Source organism: Pseudomonas aegrilactucae (assembly GCF_019168305.1).
Lineage (GTDB): Bacteria > Pseudomonadota > Gammaproteobacteria > Pseudomonadales > Pseudomonadaceae > Aquipseudomonas > Aquipseudomonas aegrilactucae.
Map to the genome: position 1 here is coordinate 1 of NZ_JAHTBI010000015.1, position 21395 is coordinate 21395.

Annotated in this window: 18 protein-coding genes and 1 pseudogene; 7 read left to right on the forward strand and 12 right to left on the reverse strand. The window is 66.1% G+C overall.

Annotation, left to right across the window (positions count from 1 at the left end):
* Positions 1–126 precede the first annotated feature (126 nt).
* From KUO17_RS05660 to cbiE, 3 genes are read right to left on the reverse strand one after another with little or no spacing between them, the layout of a single operon-like run.
* The gene (locus KUO17_RS05660; RefSeq protein WP_217974190.1) at positions 127–840 is read right to left on the reverse strand and encodes a cobalt-precorrin-6A reductase; all 714 of its coding nucleotides are present in this window, start codon (positions 838–840) and stop codon (positions 127–129) included.
* Positions 837–1931: a cobalt-precorrin-5B (C(1))-methyltransferase gene (locus KUO17_RS05665; protein ID WP_217974191.1), complete on the reverse strand. Its 1095-nt coding sequence runs from the start codon at positions 1929–1931 to the stop codon at positions 837–839. Before KUO17_RS05665 ends, KUO17_RS05660 begins: the two co-directional genes overlap by 4 nt.
* Positions 1924–3135 (reverse strand): precorrin-6y C5,15-methyltransferase (decarboxylating) subunit CbiE, encoded by a 1212-nt coding sequence (gene cbiE / locus KUO17_RS05670; protein WP_217974192.1) that lies wholly within the window; start codon positions 3133–3135, stop codon positions 1924–1926. The genes KUO17_RS05665 and cbiE overlap by 8 nt, the downstream gene beginning before the upstream one ends.
* Positions 3136–3237: 102 nt before the next feature.
* Between cbiE and cobG the strand changes: the two genes are divergently transcribed.
* The 7 genes from cobG to KUO17_RS05705 all read left to right on the forward strand — a co-directional run bounded on the left by cobG (position 3238) and on the right by KUO17_RS05705 (position 10210).
* Positions 3238–4581, forward strand: coding sequence for a precorrin-3B synthase (gene cobG / locus KUO17_RS05675; RefSeq protein ID WP_217974193.1), 1344 nt, complete (start codon positions 3238–3240; stop codon positions 4579–4581).
* The gene (locus KUO17_RS05680; RefSeq protein ID WP_217974194.1) at positions 4574–5200 is read left to right on the forward strand and encodes a precorrin-8X methylmutase; all 627 of its coding nucleotides are present in this window, start codon (positions 4574–4576) and stop codon (positions 5198–5200) included. Before cobG ends, KUO17_RS05680 begins: the two co-directional genes overlap by 8 nt.
* Positions 5200–5931: a precorrin-2 C(20)-methyltransferase gene (locus KUO17_RS05685; RefSeq protein WP_217974264.1), complete on the forward strand. Its 732-nt coding sequence runs from the start codon at positions 5200–5202 to the stop codon at positions 5929–5931. Before KUO17_RS05680 ends, KUO17_RS05685 begins: the two co-directional genes overlap by 1 nt.
* Positions 5931–7634, forward strand: a complete 1704-nt coding sequence (cobJ, locus tag KUO17_RS05690; RefSeq protein ID WP_217974195.1) for a precorrin-3B C(17)-methyltransferase — start codon at positions 5931–5933, stop codon at positions 7632–7634. Before KUO17_RS05685 ends, cobJ begins: the two co-directional genes overlap by 1 nt.
* Positions 7635–7989: 355 nt before the next feature.
* Positions 7990–8781 carry a hypothetical protein gene (locus KUO17_RS05695; protein ID WP_217974196.1) on the forward strand — a complete coding sequence of 264 codons (792 nt, stop codon included), beginning with the start codon at positions 7990–7992 and terminating at the stop codon, positions 8779–8781.
* Positions 8782–8838: 57 nt separating this feature from the next.
* Positions 8839–9570, forward strand: coding sequence for a hypothetical protein (locus KUO17_RS05700; RefSeq protein WP_217974197.1), 732 nt, complete (start codon positions 8839–8841; stop codon positions 9568–9570).
* Entirely contained in the window at positions 9557–10210 is a 654-nt protein-coding gene (locus tag KUO17_RS05705; protein ID WP_217974199.1) for a hypothetical protein, read from the forward strand. Before KUO17_RS05700 ends, KUO17_RS05705 begins: the two co-directional genes overlap by 14 nt.
* 3 nt (positions 10211–10213) lie before the next feature.
* Here the strand turns inward: KUO17_RS05705 and KUO17_RS05710 are convergent, their stop codons facing one another.
* The 9 genes and pseudogenes from KUO17_RS05710 to KUO17_RS05750 all read right to left on the reverse strand — a co-directional run.
* On the reverse strand, positions 10214–10810 hold the full coding sequence (locus tag KUO17_RS05710; RefSeq protein WP_217974200.1) for a MarC family protein: 597 nt from the start codon (positions 10808–10810) through the stop codon (positions 10214–10216).
* Positions 10811–10850: 40 nt separating this feature from the next.
* Positions 10851–13628, reverse strand: a complete 2778-nt coding sequence (locus KUO17_RS05715; RefSeq protein WP_217974202.1) for a hybrid sensor histidine kinase/response regulator — start codon at positions 13626–13628, stop codon at positions 10851–10853.
* A gap of 93 nt (positions 13629–13721) precedes the next feature.
* Positions 13722–15017, reverse strand: coding sequence for a phosphoribosylamine--glycine ligase (purD, locus tag KUO17_RS05720; RefSeq protein WP_217974204.1), 1296 nt, complete (start codon positions 15015–15017; stop codon positions 13722–13724).
* Between the two features lie 106 nt (positions 15018–15123).
* A complete protein-coding gene (gene purH / locus KUO17_RS05725) occupies positions 15124–16731 on the reverse strand; it encodes a bifunctional phosphoribosylaminoimidazolecarboxamide formyltransferase/IMP cyclohydrolase (protein ID WP_217974206.1) in 1608 nt (535 codons plus the stop codon).
* Between the two features lie 83 nt (positions 16732–16814).
* Positions 16815–17135 carry a DNA-binding transcriptional regulator Fis gene (fis, locus tag KUO17_RS05730; RefSeq protein ID WP_003186237.1) on the reverse strand — a complete coding sequence of 107 codons (321 nt, stop codon included), beginning with the start codon at positions 17133–17135 and terminating at the stop codon, positions 16815–16817.
* On the reverse strand, positions 17132–18145 hold the full coding sequence (dusB, locus tag KUO17_RS05735) for a tRNA dihydrouridine synthase DusB (protein ID WP_217974208.1): 1014 nt from the start codon (positions 18143–18145) through the stop codon (positions 17132–17134). The genes fis and dusB overlap by 4 nt, the downstream gene beginning before the upstream one ends.
* Before the next feature lie 173 nt (positions 18146–18318).
* Positions 18319–19611 (reverse strand): DUF3426 domain-containing protein, encoded by a 1293-nt coding sequence (locus KUO17_RS05740; RefSeq protein WP_217974210.1) that lies wholly within the window; start codon positions 19609–19611, stop codon positions 18319–18321.
* Positions 19612–19651: 40 nt separating this feature from the next.
* Entirely contained in the window at positions 19652–20530 is an 879-nt protein-coding gene (gene prmA, locus KUO17_RS05745) for a 50S ribosomal protein L11 methyltransferase (RefSeq protein WP_217974211.1), read from the reverse strand.
* Positions 20531–20736: 206 nt separating this feature from the next.
* Positions 20737–21394, reverse strand: a pseudogene (locus KUO17_RS05750) (zinc-binding dehydrogenase); the annotation flags it as partial.
* Between the last annotated feature and the right edge of the window lies 1 nt (position 21395).

The window sequence follows — 21395 nt, forward strand, 5'->3', positions numbered from 1 at the left end:
CGCGGCGCTTCGCTGGCAAGGCGAGTCGTCGCACCGCAGCTCCCACATTTGCTGCAACGTGCCAGGGCCTGCAGGATCGGCGTTGTCAGCCTTTGTTTGCTCGGCTTCAGAGCTGCATTGCACCCATCAAAGCACCGCCAGCAACTCAGCCACCCCACCAAACTCCCGATCCACCCCCACCAACACCGGCCGCTTCAATATCAACACCGGCACCCCGCGCTCGCGCGCTACCTCCAATTTTGGCTCGGTGGCGCTGCTGCCACTGTTCTTGCTGATCAGCACATCCACCTGCCGACGCTCGAACAGCGCCCGTTCATCCTCCAGCCGAAACGGCCCACGCGCGCCAATCACCTCGCAACGCGCATTCCCCGCGCACGCCTCCAACGCCCGCAAGGTCCAGAATTGCCCCGCCGGTATCTCGTGCAGATGCTGCAACGGCTCGCGGCCCAAGGTGAACAACGGCCGGTGAAACGCCTGCAACGCCCTCATCAACTCGGCCCAGTCCGCCACCTCGCGCCAGTCATCCCCCGCCTGGGCCTGCCACGCCGGCCGGCGCAAGGCCCAGCACTCAACCCCGGCCAACCGCGCCGCCTGCACCGCATTGGCGCTGATCTGCGCAGCATACGGATGGGTGGCATCGATCAGCAGGCCGATGTTCTCTGCACGCAGATAGGCAGCCAGCCCCTCGGCCCCCCCATACCCGCCAACCCGCACCTGGCACGCCAGGTCGGTCGGCACCCGGCCGATGCCCGCCAGGCTGTAGACATGCTGCGGGCCCAGGTCACGGGCGATGAGCATCGCTTCGGTCACGCCGCCCAGCAGCAGGATGCGCCGGCTCATTGCACACCCGCCCGGCCGACGATGCCGCCCTGGCGATCGATGGCAAACACCTCTACCTGCACCTGCGCCGGGACCACGCTGCGGGCAAATGCCAGGGCGTGCTCGCACACCGCATCACCCAGCGCCACGCCGGCCGCGCTGGCCAGCGCCAGCGCCTGCTGGCTGGTGTTGGCGCCAATGATCGCGGCCTGCAACGGCGCATCGGCACCCACCGCCGCAGCCCATTCGGCCAACTGCGGCAGGTCGATGCTCGAGTGTCGACTGTGCAGGTCCATGTGCCCGGCGGCCAGCTTGCTGATCTTGCCAAAGCCGCCACAGATGCTCAGCTTGCCCACCGGCACCTTGCGCAGGTGCTTGAGCACCGCACCGACAAAGTCGCCCATCTCGATCAGGGCAATGTCCGGGATGCCGTAGACCCGGCGCATGGTGTCTTCGCTGGCATTGCCGGTGCACGCGGCAATGTGCTCGTAGCCGTTGGTACTGGCCACGTCGATGCCCTGGTGGATCGAGGCGATGTAGGCCGCGCAGGAGAACGGCCGCACGATGCCGCTGGTGCCCAGGATCGACAGGCCACCGAGGATGCCCAGGCGCGGGTTCATGGTTTTCAGCGCCAGGCTGGCGCCGTCCTGCACGTTCACGGTCACTTCAAAACCGCCCGCATAACCGCACTCCAGCGCCAGGCGCTGCAAGTGTTCGGTCATCATGCGCCGCGGCACCGGGTTGATCGCAGGCTCACCCACCGCCAGCACCAGCCCCGGCCGGGTCACGGTGCCGACGCCGATGCCCGCGACAAAACGTACGCCGGGTTCCTCAAGCAGGCGCACGTGGCTGTAGAGCAACGCGCCATGGGTCACGTCAGGATCGTCACCGGCATCCTTGAGCGTGCCGGCTTCGGCACCGCTGTCGGTCAGGCGGCAGAACTCCAGGCGCATCTGCACCTGCTTGCCCTTGGGCAGGGTGATCTGCACCGCGTCGTTGTGCTGCCCGCTCAGCAGCAGGCGCGCCGCAGCCAGGCTGGTGGCGGTGGCGCAGCTGCCGGTGGTCAGGCCGCTGCGCAGCGGCGCCGGCTGTTCGGCGCTCTCGTCACGCATCAAGGGGCTTGACCACGTCGAGCAGGGTGATCGGCAGCGCCTGGCGCCAGGTATCGAATTCGCCCAGCGGCTGCGCCTGGGCCACGTGGATGCGCGTCAGCTCGCCGCCATGCTGCGCACGCCAGCTCATCAGCAGGGTCTCGCTCTGCAGGGTCACGGCATTGGCCACCAGGCGCCCGCCCGGGCGCAACTGCGCCCAGCAGGTGTCGAGCACGCCTTCACGGGTGACGCCGCCGCCAATGAAGATCGCATCGGGCCGCTCCAGACCCTGCAAGGCCTCGGGGGCCGCACCACGTACCAGCTGGAGGCCGGGCACACCGAGTGCCTCGCGGTTGCGTTCGATCAACTGCTGGCGCCCCGTGTCGGCCTCGATAGCCAATGCCCGGCACGCGGGGTGGGCACGCATCCACTCGATGCCGATCGAACCGCTGCCGGCACCCACGTCCCACAGCAGTTCGCCGGGCTGCGGGGCCAGGCGGGCGAGGGTGATGGCGCGCACGTCGCGCTTGGTGATCTGGCCGTCATGGCAAAAGGCGCTGTCCGGCAAGCCGGCCAGGGGGGACAGGCGTGGCGCCTCGGGTGCGGCCTGGCAGTCGACCGCCACCACGTTGAGCGCTGCGATGTCGTCCGCCTTCCAGGCATCGGCCACGCCGTCGATACGCCGCTCGGCAGCGCCCCCCAGGTGCTCCAGCACACTCAGGCGGCTGGGGCCGAAGCCGCGCTCGCGCAGCAGCGCGGCAATGGCGGCGGGGCTGTCGCCATCGTTGCTCAGCACCAGCAGGCGCTGGCCGGTATAGAGGTGGGCGGCGATGGCCGCAACCGGGCGCGCCACCACCGACAGCGTGACCACGTCCTGCAACGGCCAGCCCAGGCGTGCGGCGGCCAGCGAGCAGGACGAAGGCGAGGGCAATAGGTGCATGTGTGCCGCATCGAGCTGGCGCGCCAGGCTGGCGCCGACCCCGTAGAACATCGGGTCGCCGCTGGCCAGCACGCACACCGCCTGGCCCTGCAGCGCCAGCACCGGGGCCAGCGCAAACGGGCTCGGCCAGGCCAGGCGCTCGGCCTTCAGGCAATGCGGCAGCAGGGCCAGCTGGCGCGGGCTGCCGAACACCTTCACGGCCTGCAGCAGGGCGCGCCGCGCCTGTTTGCCCAGGCCGTTGAAGCCGTCTTCGCCAATACCTACTACCGTCAACCAGGGCGCCATGCCGTTCCTCTTTTACTCGCCTATCCGACCGGCAGGCTTATCCTGCCGGCGGACAAAGCAGGCATAATACCGCGCCTTTGTGCTACCAGCGCCTTTTGACGATTGCCGGGTGATCCCTTGAGCCAGTCCCAGCCCCCAGTTGCCCTTCGCCCCTCGGCTTGCCCGGGGTTGTGGCGCATCGTCCAGGCGCTGGACGGCGGTATCTCGCGCATCAAGCTCGATGCCGGCACCTTGAGCGCGGCGCAGGCCGAGGCGGTGGCCCATGCCGCGGAGCGCTTTGCCGGTGGCGTGATCGAGGTGACCAACCGCAGCAACCTGCAGATTCGCGGTATCGGCAGCGACCACGCCGGGTTGATCGAGTGCCTGCTGGGCGCCGGCCTGGGCCCGCGCCAGGCGGCCGGCGACGATGTGCGCAACCTGATGCTCAGCCCCACGGCGGGCCTGGACCGCGCCCAGTTGTTCGATTGCCGCGCGCTGGCCGGGCAGGTTCTCGAGTCGCTGCAGACCACGGAGCGCTTCCACCAGCTGTCGGCCAAGTTCGCCGTGCAACTGGACGCCGGGGAAGACCTGGCGATGCTCACCCACCCGCACGACCTGTGGCTGTCGGCGCTGCGTCTGGACGGCCAGGTGTGGCTGGCGTTCGGCCTGGCCGGCTGCCCGGCCCACAGCGCGCCGCTGGGCGCGGTGCCATTGGCCGACGGGCATGCGCTGGTGCTGGCGGCGTTGCAGCGCTTTCTCGACCTGGCCAGCCCGCAACAGGCACGCATGCGCCAGTTGCTGGCCGACTGCACCGGCGAAGCGTTCGTGCAGGGCCTGGGGCTGGCGGTACGGCGCGATGACGCGGTACTCGGCTGGCGCCGCCCGCTGCGTGACCTGGCGCTGCATCTGGGAGTCTACCCACAGTTGCAGCCGGCCACGGTCGCGGTCGGCGCCGCCGCCCCGCTGGGCCGCCTGAGCGCGGCGCAACTGCGTGGCGCGGCACGGCTGGCCGCGACCCTGGGCGATGGCAGCCTGCGCATGACGCCCTGGCAAAGCCTGTTGCTGCCCAACATTGCAGCCCGCCGGGCCGACACGGCGCTGCAGGGGCTGCATGCGCTGGGCCTGTTGTGCGACCCGCGCCAGGCACTGGCACGCATGGTCGCCTGCACCGGCTCAGCCGGGTGCGCCAAGGCCCTGGCCGACACCAAGGCCGACGCCCTGCAACTGGCCGCGCTGCTGCGTGAGCCGGGCGCGGTGGCGGGCATTCACCTCAGTGGCTGTGCGCGCTCCTGCGCGCTGGCCCACAGCGCCCCGGCCACCCTGCTGGCGGTCGGGCACGCGCGTTACGACCTGTATTTTCACGACCCGGCGCAGCCGGGCCTGGGCGTCCTCACCGGGCGCAACCTGACATTGAAAGAAGCGGGCACGCAACTCGACGCCCGCCCACGGAGCAACCCCGATGATTGATTACATCCGCGACGGCCAGGAGATCTATCGCAACTCCTTCGCCATCATTCGCCAGGAGGCTCGCCTGGAGCGGATCCCGGCCGACCTGGAAAAACTCGCGGTGCGGGTCATTCATGCCTGCGGCATGGTCGAGGTGGTCGATGCGCTGCGTTTCAGCGACGGCGCCGGCAAGGCCGGACGCGAGGCGCTGGCCAACGGTGCGCCGATCCTGTGCGATGCGCGGATGGTCGCCGAAGGCATCACCCGCGCCCGTCTGCCGGCCAACAACCCAGTGATCTGCACCCTGCGCGACGACAGCGTGCCGGCGCTGGCCAGGGAGCTGGGCAACACCCGCTCGGCGGTGGCGCTGGAGCTGTGGCGGCCGCACCTGGAGGGCAGCGTGGTGGTGATCGGCAATGCGCCCACCGCCTTGTTCTACCTGCTCGACATGATCGACGCCGGTGCCCCGAAGCCTGCGTTGATCCTCGGCTTCCCGGTGGGCTTCGTCGGCGCCGCCGAGTCCAAGGCGATGCTTGCGGCCGACAGCCGCGGGGTGCCGTTCGTGATCGTCGAAGGCCGCCTGGGCGGTAGCGCGATGGCGGCAGCGGCGGTCAATGCGCTGGCCACGGAGGTCGAATGATGCAGGCACGCGGACGACTGCTTGGCCTGGGCGTGGGCCCCGGCGACCCGGAACTGATCACCGTCAAGGCCCTGCGCCTGCTGCGCGAAGCCCCGGTGGTGGCCTACTTCGTGGCCAAGGGCAAGCGCGGCAATGCCTTCGGCATCATCGAGGCGCACCTGCAGGATGCACAGACCCTGCTGCCGTTGGTGTACCCGGTGACCACCGAGGTGTTGCCGGCGCCGCTGTCGTATGAACAGGTGATCAGCGACTTCTACGACCAGGCCAGCCTGGAAGTGGCCACGCACCTGGATGCCGGGCGCGACGTGGCGGTGATCTGCGAAGGCGATCCGTTCTTCTATGGCTCCTACATGTACCTGCACGACCGCCTGGCCGAGCGTTACGAGGCCCAGGTGATTCCCGGCGTGTGCTCGATGCTCGGCGGCGCGTCGGTACTCGGCGCGCCGCTGGTGTACCGCAACCAGAGCCTGTCGGTGCTGTCCGGCGTACTGCCGGCCGAGGAGCTCAAGCGCCGCCTGGCCGATGCCGACGCTGCGGTGATCATGAAGCTGGGGCGCAATTTTCCCAAGGTACGCGACGTGCTGGCCGAGCTGGGCATGGCCGAGCGAGCGCTGTACGTGGAGCGCGCGACCATGGCCAACCAGAAGATCGTGGCGCTGGACGCGGTCGACCCGCAGTCCTCGCCGTACTTCTCGTTGATCATCGTGCCGGGTGAAAGGTGGCAGGGGTGATGAGGCACAACGCACCGGCCATCGTCATTCTGGGCAAGGGCAGCCTGGCCACTGCGCGCAGGCTCCAGCAACTCTACCCCGACGCGCTCATCCATGGCCTGGCCGGGCGTGTCGAGGGCGTGGACCGCAGCTATCAGGCGTTCGGCGCCACGTTGCGCCAGCTGTACCAGCAGGACACCCCGATCATCGCCCTGTGCGCCGCCGGCATCGTGATCCGCAGCCTGGCCAGCGTGCTGCTGGAAAAGGGCGCAGAACCCCCGGTGCTGGCCGTGGCCGAAGATGGCAGCGCCGTGGTGCCGCTGCTCGGCGGGCTGGGCGGGGTCAACACCCTGGCCCGCGAAATTGCCGCCGGGCTTGGGGTCGCCCCGGCCATCACCACCAGCGGCGAGCTGCGTTTCGGCACCTGCCTGCTCAACCCGCCCAGCGGTTATGCGCTGGCCGACCTGGAGCTGGGCAAGCGTTTCGTCTCTGACCTGCTGGCCGGTGAGCCGGTGCGTATCGACGGTGACGCGCCGTGGCTGGCGCAGGCACAGTTGCCGCACAGCGAGCAGGCGCAACGAGCGATTCACGTCGGCTGCGATGTACGCGAGGCCGACGCCAACGAGCTGGTGATCTACCCGCGTTGCGTACTGGTGGCGGTGAGTGCCCAGGTGCCGGCGCTGGCCACGGCAGTACGTGAGGCGCTGCGCAGCGCCAGGATCGCCGAACCTGCCCTGGCCTGCCTGCTGGCGGCCGACAGCGAGATGGCCAGCCCGGTGTTGCACGCGGCGGCGGCCGAGCTGGGCGTACCGCTGCGCTTTGCCCCGGCGGGCGGCAGTGTCGCCGAGCTGGCGGCGCAGGCCTGGCCGCAATTGCTGGCGCCACAGTGCGTTGGCGAAGGTGTGGCGATTGCGGTGGCCAACCAGCCCATCGACCCGCAGCAGATCGGTTGCGCGCGCGGGCGTCTGGCCGTGATCGGCCTCGGGCCGGGGGCTGCCGACCTGATGGTACCGGCGGTCAAGGCCGAGCTGGCGCGCGCCGACGATGTGCTGGGCTATGAAACCTACGTGCGCATGGCCGGCCCGTTCCGGGCTGACCAGGTGCTGCACTGCACCGACAATCGCGAAGAGATGCAGCGCGCCCGCCACGCCTTCGAGCTGGCGGCGCAAGGTCGCTCGGTGGTGGTGGTGTCGTCGGGCGATCCGGGTGTGTTCGCCATGGCGGCCGCCGTGCTGGAGGCCCTGCACGAATCGACGGACCCGCAGTGGCACAGCGTCGACCTGCAGATGCTGCCGGGCGTGTCGGCCTCGCTGGCCACTGCCGCGCAAGCCGGTGCGCCGCTGGGGCATGACTTCTGCGTGCTGTCGCTGTCGGACAACCTCAAGCCCTGGGACATCATCGAAAAGCGCCTGGACCTGGCCTGCCAGGCCGACCTGGCGCTGGCCTTCTACAACCCGATCTCACGCTCGCGCCCCTGGCAACTGGGGCGTGCGCTGGAGATCGTGCGCCAGCACCGCACGCCAGATACCCCGGTGGTGCTGGGGCGTGATATCGGCCGCCCCGGTCAGACCCTGCGCACCACCTCCCTGGGGGCGCTGACGCCGGAGCAGGTCGACATGCGCACCATGGTGCTGGTGGGGTCGTCCACCACCTGTACCTTCCCGCGTGCCGCAGGCGGGGAGTGGGTGTATACGCCACGTTGGTACGGGACCCGGCCGGCGTAGCCAGGGACAGCCCGATGGGTGCAAAGGTTGCGCTTGGGTGCGAGTGCAACTTTTCTCGCTGGCCGAGGGTAAGTTGCTGGCGGTTTGGCCCGGGGCCATCTGTGCGGTGCGTGTAGGCAGTATCCGTTGTTCAGGCCAATGAGTGGCGGTGTGCAGGTGTTACCTGGCGCAGCGCCAAGTAAGAAGAATGCAAAGCTGTTGTTTTTAAACGAACCTGAATGTCCGCGGGTGTCACGTAATCTGTTTTCAACGAAATGCCTTGTTTCATCTGGCACGGCGTTCTGTCGTGGTGCGGTGATAGTTTTAAGTTGCCTGGCTGTACAGCGGCAAATTAAACCTGAACAAGGATGATGTTATGGATAACGTGAACCTGTTTCCCTGTGCGGAAAAAAGCGAAGAGTTTTTCAGCAAACTGCAAGTGCCTGAGCGCCAGCCTGTTCCGATGTCGATGCTCGGCTTGATGTCGGCTGAGGGGCTGGACGACGAAACGGGCGAAGTTGCGCTGATGACCAGCGAAGGCCCGACGATTCTGACGTTTGCCGACAAGCTGTCTGCGGACAAGCGGCAGATGGCCAAGGATGCCACTCTATTCGCCGAGATGGTGGCAAACACCTCGGGCAACATCCAGGAGCAGCCCCTGCAATGGCTGGCGGCCTACCGGGAAGCCATGCTGCATGCCGGCTGGTTCATGGCCAGTTCCGATCGCCAGAGCTACAACACCAGCAAACGCGACATCACCATGGACAGCGTGGTGTTGGAGATTGTCGCTTCGGTGTCCGGTGGCAACGCCGCGGCAATGATCCCGCTGGTCTCCAGGGCCCTCGACAAACTCAAGGGTGACGAGGACATGATTACCCTGTTCAACAACAACAGCACGGGTGCAACCAAGGACAGTTGCCGCATTCTGCCGTGTCTTGAAACACCCAACGGCGAGGCCGTGACGCTGTTTATCGGGCTTGAATACAACAGGCGTACCGATAACGGCGGTGCGCTGTTCTGGAAGTGGGATGTCGAAACAATGGACATTACTCAAGTTGCCACGATGGTGAATTGGAATGAGCGCGTCTATCAACGCAACAAAGAGGAAATCCATGATTACATGGGTGTCTCTTCGGATAACTTCTTCAAGAAAATAAAGAGGAAGTAACTTCTCATCGGCATCGGTGCCATGGCGCCGGTGTCGCTATCCTCAAGGAGTCGAGGTATGGAAACGCAGTACCAAACATGGGTCAACGGCGCGCAACTGATTTCATTTCCAGCAGGCGTGAGCGCGTCGGCCGCCAATGATGTCTTGAACTCTCACTTGCTGGCGCAGGTCTGCGCCAATCAGGATGGCGTCGTCACGGCCAATCCCCGGGCGTGGTTCCAACGCAGTGTGGACGGGCTGGCTCAGCTCATGTGGAGTACCCAGAGCACGCAATCCGATGTTTCCAGGTTCGGCAATCTGGATGACCTGAGCATCGTTGCGCTGGTGGCAAAACACCTCAGGAAAAAGTTGCCCACGGTCATCTTCAAGCAGATGACCGGCATGCTGGAACAGATTTGCGAGTTGGACTACGAGCATCCGGCCCGTCAGCTGTTCCGCACCCAGGTGCTCGACCGCAACGTCGGCGCGCATGGCACGAAACGAACGGCCATCAACTTCCAGCTGAGTGCGTGCACCGCGCCAGACCAGGTGTTCAGCCTGTTTGTAAGCCTGACACTGGCCGTGCCGCTGCAGCAGGACTTCCTGCACCAGGCGTTCTACGGCGTTGACAGCCCAGGCGACGGCCTGTTTTTCTACAGCCACAAGGAGCTGTCCGTTGCACGCTATGCGCGACTGCGCGAGATGACGGTCGCTGCCCTGGCGGGCGATGCCGTTTCGCTCAGGCAGCGTTTGCCCGTCGTCACGGCAACACCCGCCACGCTGGAAGGGGGCGCCAATGGCCGCGTATGAACGCTCACAGATGGTCGGCGACAACCGCGTTTCTTTTGCTGATGGCATGGCCCCTGGTGACAGGCAGGACATGATGGACTTGATGGTGTACGCCGAGATGTACGCCAGCAAGGCGGTTGGACAAGACGCGCAGCCTGAAGCCTGGAACGAGTTTCACCATGCTTGCCTGCTCAGGCACGGTTGCCGCCTTATCAGCTTTCTGTCCTCGGTCACCCGCCCTGCTCATGACCTGGCAGAGGTACGCGCATTCGAGGTCACGGTGGTGCAGCGCGACGCCGAAGCGTTGTTTCACGACGTGATCAGCCAGTCGCTGCGTGATCTCGATCTGGAGGCGAAGGCCAAGCGCCACTTCGACTCGTCAGCCATGCCCAGGCGTGAGTCCGATAAGGCAACGCACTGCAAGGTCACGCCTTGCTTTACCGACCGGCGCAACCAGCCATTGCTGTGTTTCTGCGGGCTGGTGATGCGCTTTGAAGTCGACGTGGAGCACGGCTTGCTGACCGACACCTACCGGCGCTATGTGACCTTGACCCCCCATGGTGGCTGCTACCTGTTCGACCGCCAGGCGTATGCAAGCCATCGCGCATTCGTGCTGGAGCAGACCAGGGTGCTGTCGCAAGCGTTTTTCAGGGACAACTAAGGGCTACAGCACCAGGTAACCCTTGATCCCGGTAAAGATGATCTGCGCCGCCAGAGCGCAGACGAACAGGCCCATCAGGCGGCTGACGATCTGCAGGCCCTGATCGCCCAGAATGCGTTCGATACGGTGCGAACCGTACAGCACCAGGCCGACGGTGAAGCTGGCCAGCGCGATACTGATGATCGCCAGCAGCTTGTCGTCCCAGTGCGGCTGACTGACGCCCATCACCAGCAGTGCGCCGATGGTGCCGGGGCCGACGGTCAGCGGGATGGTCAGCGGCACGATGGTCACGTCCTGCTGCACATTGTCGGTATTGACCGCCGACTTGCCCTGGGCCATGCCCAGCGCCGAAATGAACAGCACGCTGCCGGCGCCGATGCGAAAGGCGTCGGCGGTGATGCCGAAGATGCCGAAGATCGCCCGCCCGAACAGGTACAGCAGCACGCTGGCGATCAACACCGCCAGGGCCACGCGCCAGGCCAGTTGCTTGCGCTCCTTGCTGGAGTGGCCACGGGTCAGGCTGATGAAGCACGACAGGACGAAAAAGGGGCTGTAGAGCACGAGCATTTTCAGGTAGACGCTGAACAACTCATGAAGCATGGCGTGGGCTCGCGGCAAGTAGGGGCGTTGGGCAAGTGTATCAGTGGGTGATCGGGGTGTTCAGCGGTTGCTCGGCGGGCACGCGGTGCGCGACCCAGTACTCGATCAGATCGCGCAGTTGCGACAGCTCCACCGGCTTGGCCATGTGGCCGTCCATGCCGGCCTGGCGTGCACGTTCCTTGTGTTCGGCGAGGATATGCGCCGTCAGGGCCACCACCGGGGTGTGCGGGCACTGGCTCTCGGCCTCCCAGGCGCGCAGCTGCTGGGTGGCCGAGAAGCCGTCCAGCACTGGCATCTCGCAGTCCATCAGCACCAGGTCGTAGCGCCGCGCCTTCATGGCCTGCAGTGCTTCTTCGCCGTTGCTGGCGGTGTCGGGCTCAAGGTTGAGCTTGCCGAGCATGCCGCGGATCACCTTGGTCGAAATGCTGTTGTCTTCGGCCACCAGGATGCGGAAGTCGCCGGGCAGGTCCAGTGGCGCCGTGAGGTTGGGCGCCGGGATGCTCACGGTGTGGCCTTTGCTGCGCTGGGCCAGCTCTTCGGCCAGGGTGGTCTTGAGGGTGTAGCCGGCCACCGGTTTGGCGAGGATGCGCTTGACCCCGGCGTTGCGCGCGATGACCTTGCTGGGGGCGTTGGTGATGCCGGTGAGCATGACGATCAGGATGTCATGGTTCAGGCTCGGGTCTTCCTTGATCTTGGCGGCCAGCTGCATGCCGGTCATGCCGGGCATGTTCTGGTCGAGCAGCACCGCATCGAAGTAGTCGCGCAGGTGCGCCTTGGTGCGCAGCAGGGCCAGCGCCTCCTTGCCCGAGGGCACCGCGCTGACGTTCATGCCCCAGGCGCTGCATTGCTGCACCAGCACCTTGCGGCAGGTGTCGTTGTCGTCCACCACCAGTACCCGTGCATCGCGCAATGGGCCGTCCAGGTCGGTGGCGGGTTGTTCGAGGCGCTGCGGGTCCAGCGGCAGGGTCATCCACAGGGTATTGCCCTGGTTGTGGCTGGTCTTGATGCCGAACTCGCCCTGCATCAGTGCGATCAGTTGCTTGGCGATCACCAGGCCCAGCAGCCCGCCGAGCTTGTTGTTGGAGAGAAAGTGCTGGCTGTGCAGCTCGGCCTGCAGCAGCGCGTCGCGCTCGCTGGCCGGGATCGGTTCGCCGCTGTCCTGCACTGCCAGGCGCAGGCGCGGGCTGCTGCCGCGCTGGTCCAGTGCCACCACCAGCAGGATTTCGCCCTGGTCGGTCTTCTTCAGGGCGTTTTCCAGCAGGCTGAGCAGGGCCTGGCGCAGGCGCGTGGGGTCGCCGCTGATCACTCGTGGCACTTGCGGCTGGGTGAAGCTGATCAGTTCGATGTTCTGCTGCTCGGCCTTGGCGCGGAAGATGCTGAGGCAGTCTTCGATCAGGGCATTGAGGTCGAATTGCACGTCGTCGAGTTCGATCTGCCCGGATTCGAGCTTGGAAATGTCGAGAATCTCGTTGATCAGGGTCAGCAGCTCGTTGCCGGCGCTGTGGATGGTCTGCACATAGTCGCGTTGCTTGACCGACAGCGGGGTGCCCAGCAGCAGCTCGGTCATGCCCAGCACGCCGTTCATCGGGGTGCGGATCTCATGGCTGATGCGCGCCAGGAACTCGGCCTTGGCGTTGATCTCGGCGTTGCTGGCGGCCAGCTCGCGGCTGGCACTGACGTGCGCTTCGTTGATGCTGCGCAGGCGCTCGCTCAGGGCCAGGTTGAGCAGCGTGCCACTGAAGGCGGTGAGTGCCAGCAGGATGAACAGCAGCCATTCGGTGGGCGTGCGGGTCAGCCCCAGCAGCGCTGGCAGCACCACCAGGCAGCCGAGGTTGAACACCAGCATGGCCAGGCTGAACAGGCGGGCCGGGGCAAAGCCCCTGAACCAGTGATAGCCGGCCACCAGCAGCATGCTCAGGCTGCCCAGGGCGACCAGCGCATAGGTCACCAGGTTCAGCGGCAAGGTGTCGACGAACAGCAGCACCAGGCCACAGATACCGATCAGCAGGATCTCGCCCTGCAGCAGGCGCGCCAGCCGCGGTTGTGCCAGCGGGGCGAAGAAGCGCAGGGTGAAGGCCAGCCCGCACAGGCTGGCCAGCAGCGCCACCAGGTAGGCAGCCGGCGTCTGCGCGGCATGCCACAGGTTCCACGGGCCGCTCAGGTTGAGCAGGATCATCGCGCTGAACAGCATCAGGCTGTGATAGCCGGCCAGCCACAGGCTGCTGGCCGAGCGCGAGTAGGCAAAGCGGACCAGGTTGTGCACCACCAGCATGCCCAGGCAGCCGAACAGCAGGCCGAACAGCAGCGGCTGGCGCTGGTCGGCGGCGGCGGTCACGGCGGGCATCAGGCTGACGCCGGGGCGCAGTTGGTGTTCGGAGACCAGGCGCAGGTACACCTCCTGGGCCTGGCTGCTGCCGGGTACGGCCAACACGTGGTTGTTCAGGCTCAGGTCCAGCACGCCGCGCTCATCCTGGCGCCCGTGATGGGTCTGCTGGCTCAGTGTGCCGCCTGCGAGCACGTACAGGTCCAGGCGCGACAGGTCCGGTGCGAACAGGCGCAGCACGTGCTCAGGCTGGTTGGGGGGCAGTTGGTAGTGCAGCCAGAGCGCCTGGTTGGGCTCGGCGGCATCGAGCTGGTCGAGCTCGATGGGACTGAATTGGTTGCGATACCGCTCGGAACGCACATCGCTCAGTTGCAGGCTGGCCTGATCGTCGAGCAAAACCGCCCAGCCACTGCCAGAGTCGGCGGTTGCCGGCAACAGGCAGAGCAGGGTCAGCAGGCTGACGGTGAGACCAATGGCAATCCTGAGCCAACGCACGACGATATCCCTTCTTAGCTGAATGCCGGTGTACCACTATGCGCGGCGCGCCAAGCCGAAGGCAAGGCCCCGTGGGGGCCTCGCCGTGGCTGATTACTCGTGGTGCTCGCCACGTTCGCGGGCGATGGCGCGATAACCGATGTCGGTACGGTAGAAGCTGGCGTCCCACGCGATCTCGGCGGCCAGGCGATAGGCCTGCTGTTGCGCAGCCTCGACGGTTTCACCCAGCGCGGTGGCGCACAGTACGCGGCCGCCGCTGGTCACCACCTGGCCATCCTTGAGCGCGGTGCCGGCATGGAAGACCTTGCCGGTCAGCTTGGCTGCTGCGTCCAGGCCGTTGATCGGGGCGCCCTTGGCGTAGTCGCCCGGGTAGCCACCGGCCGCGAGCACGACGCCCAGGCTCGGTTGCGGGTTCCACTGGGCTTCGACCTTGTTCAGGGCCTTGGCGAACGCTGCTTCGATCAGCAGCACCAGGCTCGACTCAAGACGCAGCATCACCGGTTGGGTTTCCGGGTCGCCGAAGCGGCAGTTGAACTCGATGACCTTGGGGTTGCCGGCCTTGTCGATCATCAGCCCTGCGTACAGGAAGCCGGTGTAGACGTTGCCTTCGGCGGCCATGCCGCGCACGGTCGGCCAGATCACCAGGTCCATCACGCGCTGGTGCACTTCGGCGGTCACCACCGGGGCTGGGGAGTAGGCACCCATGCCGCCGGTGTTCGGGCCGCTGTCGGCGTTGCCGACGCGCTTGTGGTCCTGGCTGGTGGCCATGGGCAGCACGTTTTCGCCGTCGACCATGACGATGAAGCTGGCTTCCTCGCCGTCGAGGAACTCCTCGATCACCACGCGCGAACCGGCTTCGCCGAACGCATTGCCGGCGAGCATGTCGCGCACGGCGTCTTCGGCTTCGGCCAGGGTCATGGCCACGATCACGCCTTTGCCGGCGGCCAGGCCGTCGGCCTTGATCACGATCGGTGCGCCTTTTTCGCGCAGGTAGGCCAGGGCCGGCTCGACTTCGGTGAAGTTCTGGTAGTCGGCGGTCGGGATCTTGTGGCGGGCCAGGAAGTCCTTGGTGAAGGCCTTCGAGCCTTCCAGCTGGGCGGCGCCGGCGGTGGGGCCGAAGCAGTCCAGGCCGCGGCTGCGGAACAGGTCGACGACGCCGGCCACCAGCGGGCCCTCGGGGCCGACGATGGTCAGGGCGACGTTCTTTTCAGCGAAGTCGGCCAGTTGTTCCAGGGCGCTGACGTCGATGTCGACGTTCTCGCACTTGGCTTCGGTGGCGGTGCCGGCGTTGCCGGGGGCGACGAAGACTTTCTCGACGCGTGGGTCCTGAGCGACTTTCCAGGCCAGGGCGTGTTCACGGCCGCCGCTACCGATGATCAAAACGTTCATGTCAAAACCTCGATGACGCTAATTCTTCAATCAGGAGGCAAAGCCTCCTGCGCTTGTGCTGTCTACGCACTGCAGCAGACGCCTGCTTCAGTGCGGCCGTTGTCGGTCAATGACGGAAGTGGCGCATGCCGGTGAAGACCATGGCGATGCCGGCTTCGTCGGCCGCGGCGATGACTTCGGCATCACGCATCGAACCACCCGGCTGGATCACCGCAGTGATACCCACTTTAGCCGCATTGTCGATGCCGTCACGGAACGGGAAGAACGCGTCCGATGCCATGACCGCACCCTGTACCTGCAAACCGGCGTGTTCGGCCTTGATGGCAGCAATGCGTGCCGAGTTCACACGGCTCATCTGGCCAGCGCCGACACCGATGGTCTGGCGGTTCTTGGCGTAGACGATGGCGTTGGACTTGACGTACTTGGCGACTTTCCAGGCGAAGATCAGGTCGTGGATTTCCTGCTCGGTCGGTGCACGCTGGGTGACCACTTTCAGGTCATCGGCGCCGATCATGCCGATGTCGCGGCTCTGCACCAGCAGGCCACCGGTGACGCGCTTGTAGTCCCAGGCAGCGGCACGCTCGGCCGACCACTGGCCGCACGCCAGCAGGCGCACGTTGGCCTTGGCCGCGACCACCGCACGGGCCTCTTCGCTCACGCTCGGGGCAATGATCACTTCGACGAACTGGCGCTCGACGATGGCCTTGGCGGTTTCGGCATCCAGTTCGCGGTTGAACGCGATGATGCCGCCAAACGCCGATTCGGTGTCGGTGGCGTAGGCCAGCTCATAGGCCTGGCGAATGCCGCCTTCGGCGTCCGGGCTGACCGCCACGCCGCACGGGTTGGCGTGCTTGACGATGACGCAGGCCGGCTTGACGAAGCTCTTGACGCATTCGAGCGCGGCGTCGGTGTCGGCCACGTTGTTGTACGACAGTTCCTTGCCCTGCAGTTGGGTGGCGGTGGCGATACCGGCTTCGGCCGGCTTGGCCTCGACATAGAACGCCGCGCTCTGGTGCGGGTTCTCGCCGTAGCGCATTTCCTGGGCCTTGACGAACTGGCTGTTGAAGGTGCGCGGGAACTGGCTGCGGTCTTCGGTCGACAGGGTGTCGGCGGCCTGGTTCACGGTGCCCATGTAGTTGGCGATCATGCCGTCGTAGGCGGCGGTGTGCTCGAACGCCTTGAGCATCAGGTCGAAGCGCTGGGCGTAGGTCAGGCCGCCGGCCTTCAGGCCTTGCAGCACGTCGGCGTAGTCGCTGGCGTTGACCACGATGGCCACGTCCTTATGGTTCTTGGCCGCCGAGCGAACCATGGTCGGGCCGCCGATGTCGATGTTCTCGATGGCGGTCGGCAGGTCGCAGCCCGGCGTGGAGATGGTGGCTTCGAACGGGTACAGGTTGACGGCGACCAGGTCGATCGGCTTGATGCCGTGCTCGGCCATGATGGCGTCGTCGGTGCCGCGACGGCCCAGGATGCCCCCGTGGATCTTGGGATGCAGGGTCTTGACCCGACCGTCCATCATTTCGGCAAAGCCGGTGTAGTCGGCAACTTCCACCGCGGCGACGCCATTGTCCTGGAGCAACTTGAAGGTGCCACCGGTGGACAGGATCTCGACGCCGAGCTGTTCCAGCTCACGGGCGAATTCGAGGATTCCGGTCTTGTCGGAAACGCTGATCAAGGCGCGGCGGATCGGCAGGCGGGTAGTCTGGTCGGTCATTTCAGATTCCATAACGCGGTGGAGTCAGCAAAAAAGGCGACCTCATCGAATGGGAGCCGCCTTTTCTGGTGTGGATTCGGGTGTTACAGCAGATCGTACTGCTTGAGTTTCTTGCGCAAGGTGCCGCGGTTCAGGCCCAGCAGCTCACTGGCCTTGGTCTGGTTGCCCTTGACGTAGTTCATCACGCTTTCGAGCAAGGGCGCCTCGACTTCAGAGAGCACCAGGTTGTACACGTCCGTGACAGCAGCACCTTCGAGGTGCGCGAAATAGTTGTGCAGCGCCTTCTCCACACTCCCGCGAAGGGTCTGGCCCTCTTCGCTCGGGGTGTTCAGGTGCTGTTTCAGGTTGACGTTGTCGCTCACGGGCGTTGTTCCACTCACTAAAGTCTCGGTCATCATCGTCATGCGGCCACCCCTTGTCCGTCCTCTGTCTCAAGGCTCTGTTCACGCTCGCGGAAAAACGCGCGAACGTCGGCGCACTGCGCGTGTGTCTCATCCAAACCATTGAAACGGGCGCGAAACTCCTTGGCGCCCGGTAACGTTGCCAGGTACCAGCCCACGTGCTTGCGGGCGATACGCACACCCATCACATCGCCATAGAAGGCGTGCAGCGCGGCCAGATGTTCCAGCAGAATTCGTTCCACTTCAGCCAATTGCGGTGCCGGCAGCAGTTCACCGGTACGCAGGTAATGCTCGACCTCGCGAAAGATCCACGGCCGCCCCTGGGCAGCCCGGCCAATCAGCAAACCGTCGGCGCCGGTGGCGTCGAGCACCTGTCGGGCCTTGTGTGGCGACGTGATGTCACCGTTGGCGAATACCGGTATCGACACCGCCTGCTTGATCGCGGCGATGGTGTCGTACTCGGCATCGCCCGTGTACAGGTCGGCACGTGTGCGGCCATGCACGGCCAGTGCCTGAATGCCTGCCTGCTCGGCGATCTTCGCCACGCTCAGGCCATTCTTGTTGTCCCGGTCCCAGCCGGTACGGATCTTGAGGGTGACTGGCACGTCCACTGCGGCGACCACCGCCTGGAGGATCTCGTTGACCAGTGCCTCATCCTTCAATAAAGCAGAGCCTGCGGCTTTGTTGCAGACTTTTTTTGCCGGGCAGCCCATGTTGATATCGATGATCTGCGCGCCCGCCTCGACGTTGGCCCGTGCGGCTGCAGCGAGCATCTGCGCGTCACCGCCGGCGATCTGGACCGAGCGGGGCTCGGGATCACCGTCGTGAATCATGCGCAGACGCGACTTGCGGCTGTTCCACAGGCTCATGTCGCTGCTGACCATCTCCGACACCACCAGGCCTGCACCCATTCGTCGGCACAGCTGACGAAAAGGCTGGTCCGTGACCCCGGCCATCGGGGCAAGGATCAGGGCGTTCTGCAGTGTGTATGGGCCGATGCGTACCGCCGACATAGGAGTTCCCTGTTGTGGGGGCCGATCTTAGAGTTCGAAAAAGGGTGGGCATGATACCCGCTCTCGGTGACCGGATAAAGGTCGATTTGGATAAAATCTGAACAACTGTGGCTTTATGCCAAGCAGTTCTGGGCGCTCGGCTGGCGCCGGAAATCGGGCGCCAGGCCGCGGCTTTACTCCGGCGAGCGGAAGCTGAGGCTGTAATTGACCGCCTTGGTGCCCGGGTCGAGGATGTCCAGGGCGATGTGGATCGGCGTCTGGCTGGGCATCTCGGCCTTGCCCGCCAGCTCACCGCTGAGGTATTCGCCGGGCTTGAAGCGACGGCTGGCGATGAGCTGGCCGTTGAGGTCGGCAAAGCGCAGCTCCAGCAGCGGGAAGGGCTGCGAGAAGGGCGCGCGGTTGTAGATGATCGCGTCGACGATCAGCGCGCCGGCGAACTCCGGGTGGCTGCGCACCACCAGGTTGCTGCTCTTGATGCGGGCGATGTCGACCTTGGACGGCACCTCGCAGCCCAGGCTCGGGCACAGTTGCTGGAACCACGGCCGGTACTGGTCCTGGCGCGCCAGTTCGTCGAAGTGGTAGGCAATGTACTGGCCGGCCAGGGCCGCGGCGGCCAGCAGGATCAGCAGCGACCACAGCAGGCGTCGGCCCCAGTGGCTGCGCGGTTTCTGCCAGTCGAGCTGCAACGGGTCGTCGACGATGTCGACCAGCGTTTGCTTGCGCCCGCCGCGCCCGCCCGGCAGCGTGCCCAGGCCAGGCTCCTGGCGGCTGTGTGGGTCGTGCTCGGGCTCATCCTCAAGCGTGTCGTCGGGCTCGCGGGCCGACAGGCGCTCGGTCGGGGGCTCGGGGTCGTGCCGGGGCTGCTCGCGCAGCGGGGGCTCGTCGTCCAGGGGGGCGAGGTCGAGCGAGAACGACGGCTCGGTGCGTTCGCCGGGCGCGGGCGCGACATCGAGCACCGTTTCGCTCACCAGCGGTGGCTGCGCGAATGGCTCGGGCGCAGGCTCGCGCTCGGCGGCCGGGCTGCTGAACAGGCTGTCGGGGAACTGCGTGTCGTCGGGCCCGTCGCGCTGGGCGCTGAGGCTGTCTTCGCGACGCGGGGCCAGCTCGAAGTCCTGCGCCTCGCTGCGCTTGAACTCGGTGATCGGCTGGATCTCGCGTTGTTCCAGGCGTGCCAGCTCCTGGTCGAGGTCCAGTTGATCGAGGTCGAGCTCGGTGGCGCTCCACTCATGCTGGCTGAGCGGCACCGGCGCCTGGGGTACAGGTGCCTGGGCGGCGCTCGGCGACAGCGGCGTGTCGGGCGTGCTCGCCTGTTGCGCGGCGCTCTGCTCCAGCAGTTGCTTGGCGGCGTTGAAAACCTGCAGGCAATTGCCACAACGGACCACTCCGCGGGCCACGCTCAATTGAGTGTGGCTGACGCGAAAGCTGGTCTGGCAATGCGGGCACTGGGTGACGAAACTGTCGGTCATGCGGCGGTCCGGGTTGTGCAGACGTGTAGTCTAGGCGCAGTTAGCGCCGGCGACCACTGATGCGTACCCAGCCATCGCGTACGGCGATCGGGTCCAGGTCGAAATCCTTGGCGTAGGCGGCCGCCACTTCGTCGCCTTGTTCGGCGAGGATGCCCGACAGCGCCAGCAGGCCACCCGGGCGCACCAGCCCCGACAGTTGCGGGGCCAGCGAGACCAGCGGGCCGGCGAGGATGTTGGCCACCAGCACGTCGGCCTGCATGGCCGGCATGTCTTGGGGCAGGTACAGGTCGAACAGGGCGTCGGCGATGCCGTTGCGCCCGGCATTGTCGCGCGAGGCTTCGATGGCCTGCACGTCGATGTCGGTGCCTACGGCCTTGCGTGCGCCGAGCAGCAGCGCGGCGATGGCCAGGATGCCCGAGCCGCAGCCGAAGTCGAGGACTTCGGTGCCCTTGAGGTCCTGGCCATCGAGCCATTCCAGGCACAGTGCGGTGGTCGGGTGGGTGCCGGTGCCGAAGGCCAGGCCCGGGTCGAGCAGCAGGTTGACCGCCTCGGGCTCGGGGGCGGCGTGCCAGCTGGGCACGATCCACAGGCGCTGGCCGAAGCGCATGGGCTTGAAGTTGTCCATCCAGCTGCGTTCCCAGTCCTGGTCTTCGATCACTTCGGCCTGGTGCTCGGGCAGTGCGGCGCCGGTCAGCAGTTGCAGGTGGGCGAACACCGCCTCCGGTTCGGCGTCGGCTTCGAACAGGGCCAGCAGGTGGGTGTGCGACCACAGCGGGGTGGTGTTCAGGTCCGGTTCGAAGATCGGCTGATCTTCGGCGTCCATGAAGGTGACGGAGACGGCGCCGACGTCGAGCAGGGCGTCTTCGTAGGTTTCGGCTTGTTCCGGGCTGATGGCCAGACGTACTTGCAGCCAGGGCATGGCGGGCACCTTTGGGTAGTTCGTGAAGGGCAGCCGCTGGGGCTGCGCGAAGCGCGCCAGTTTACTTGAGTGCGAGGGGTTTGTATCGGGGCGCGCCGGCCCCTTCGCTGGCAAGCCAGCTCCCACAGGGATAGCGGTGATCTTGAGTGCGGTGCAGAACCTGTGGGAGCTGGCTTGCCAGCGAAAGATTCAACGCCGACCCAAGCCTACAGCCGCGACGGCGACACGATGATCTTCACGTTGTGCTCCTTGTTGTTCACCAGTTCCTCGAACCCTTCGCCCACAATCCCCTCCAGGCCGATACGCCCGGTCACCAGCGGGCTGATATCCAGCCGCCCGTCGGCAATGAACGCGATCACGTCGGCAAACTCGCCGTTGTACGCCAGTGCCCCCATTACCTGCTTCTCGGTGGACACCCGTTCGAAGAAGTTGAACGCGCTGGGTTCCTCGAAAATCCCCACCAGCACGCACTTGCCCGCCTTGCGGATCACGTCGATGGCCAGCTTGGCGGTGTGCTTGTTGCCGATGCATTCAAAGCTCACATCCGCCCCCAGCCCACCGGTGAGTGCACGGATCTCGGCCAGCGCGTCGCACTGTTTCGGGTCCAGCACCACGCTGGCGCCCACCTCCAGCGCAATCACCCGCGCCGCGCCCGCCGCCCTGGCGCACATGATGGTGCACAAGCCGATGGTGCCGGCACCGACCACCACCACGCTCTGACCGAGCAGGTTGCCGGCCTTTTTCACTGCATGCATGCATGCCCACCGCCACCGGGTCGCCCACCGCATAGCCCTGTACCCCTTCGCCGAGCTTGAGGGTTTCGCCGCAGAACTCGTGGCCCAGGATGCACTGGCCCTGGATGCCG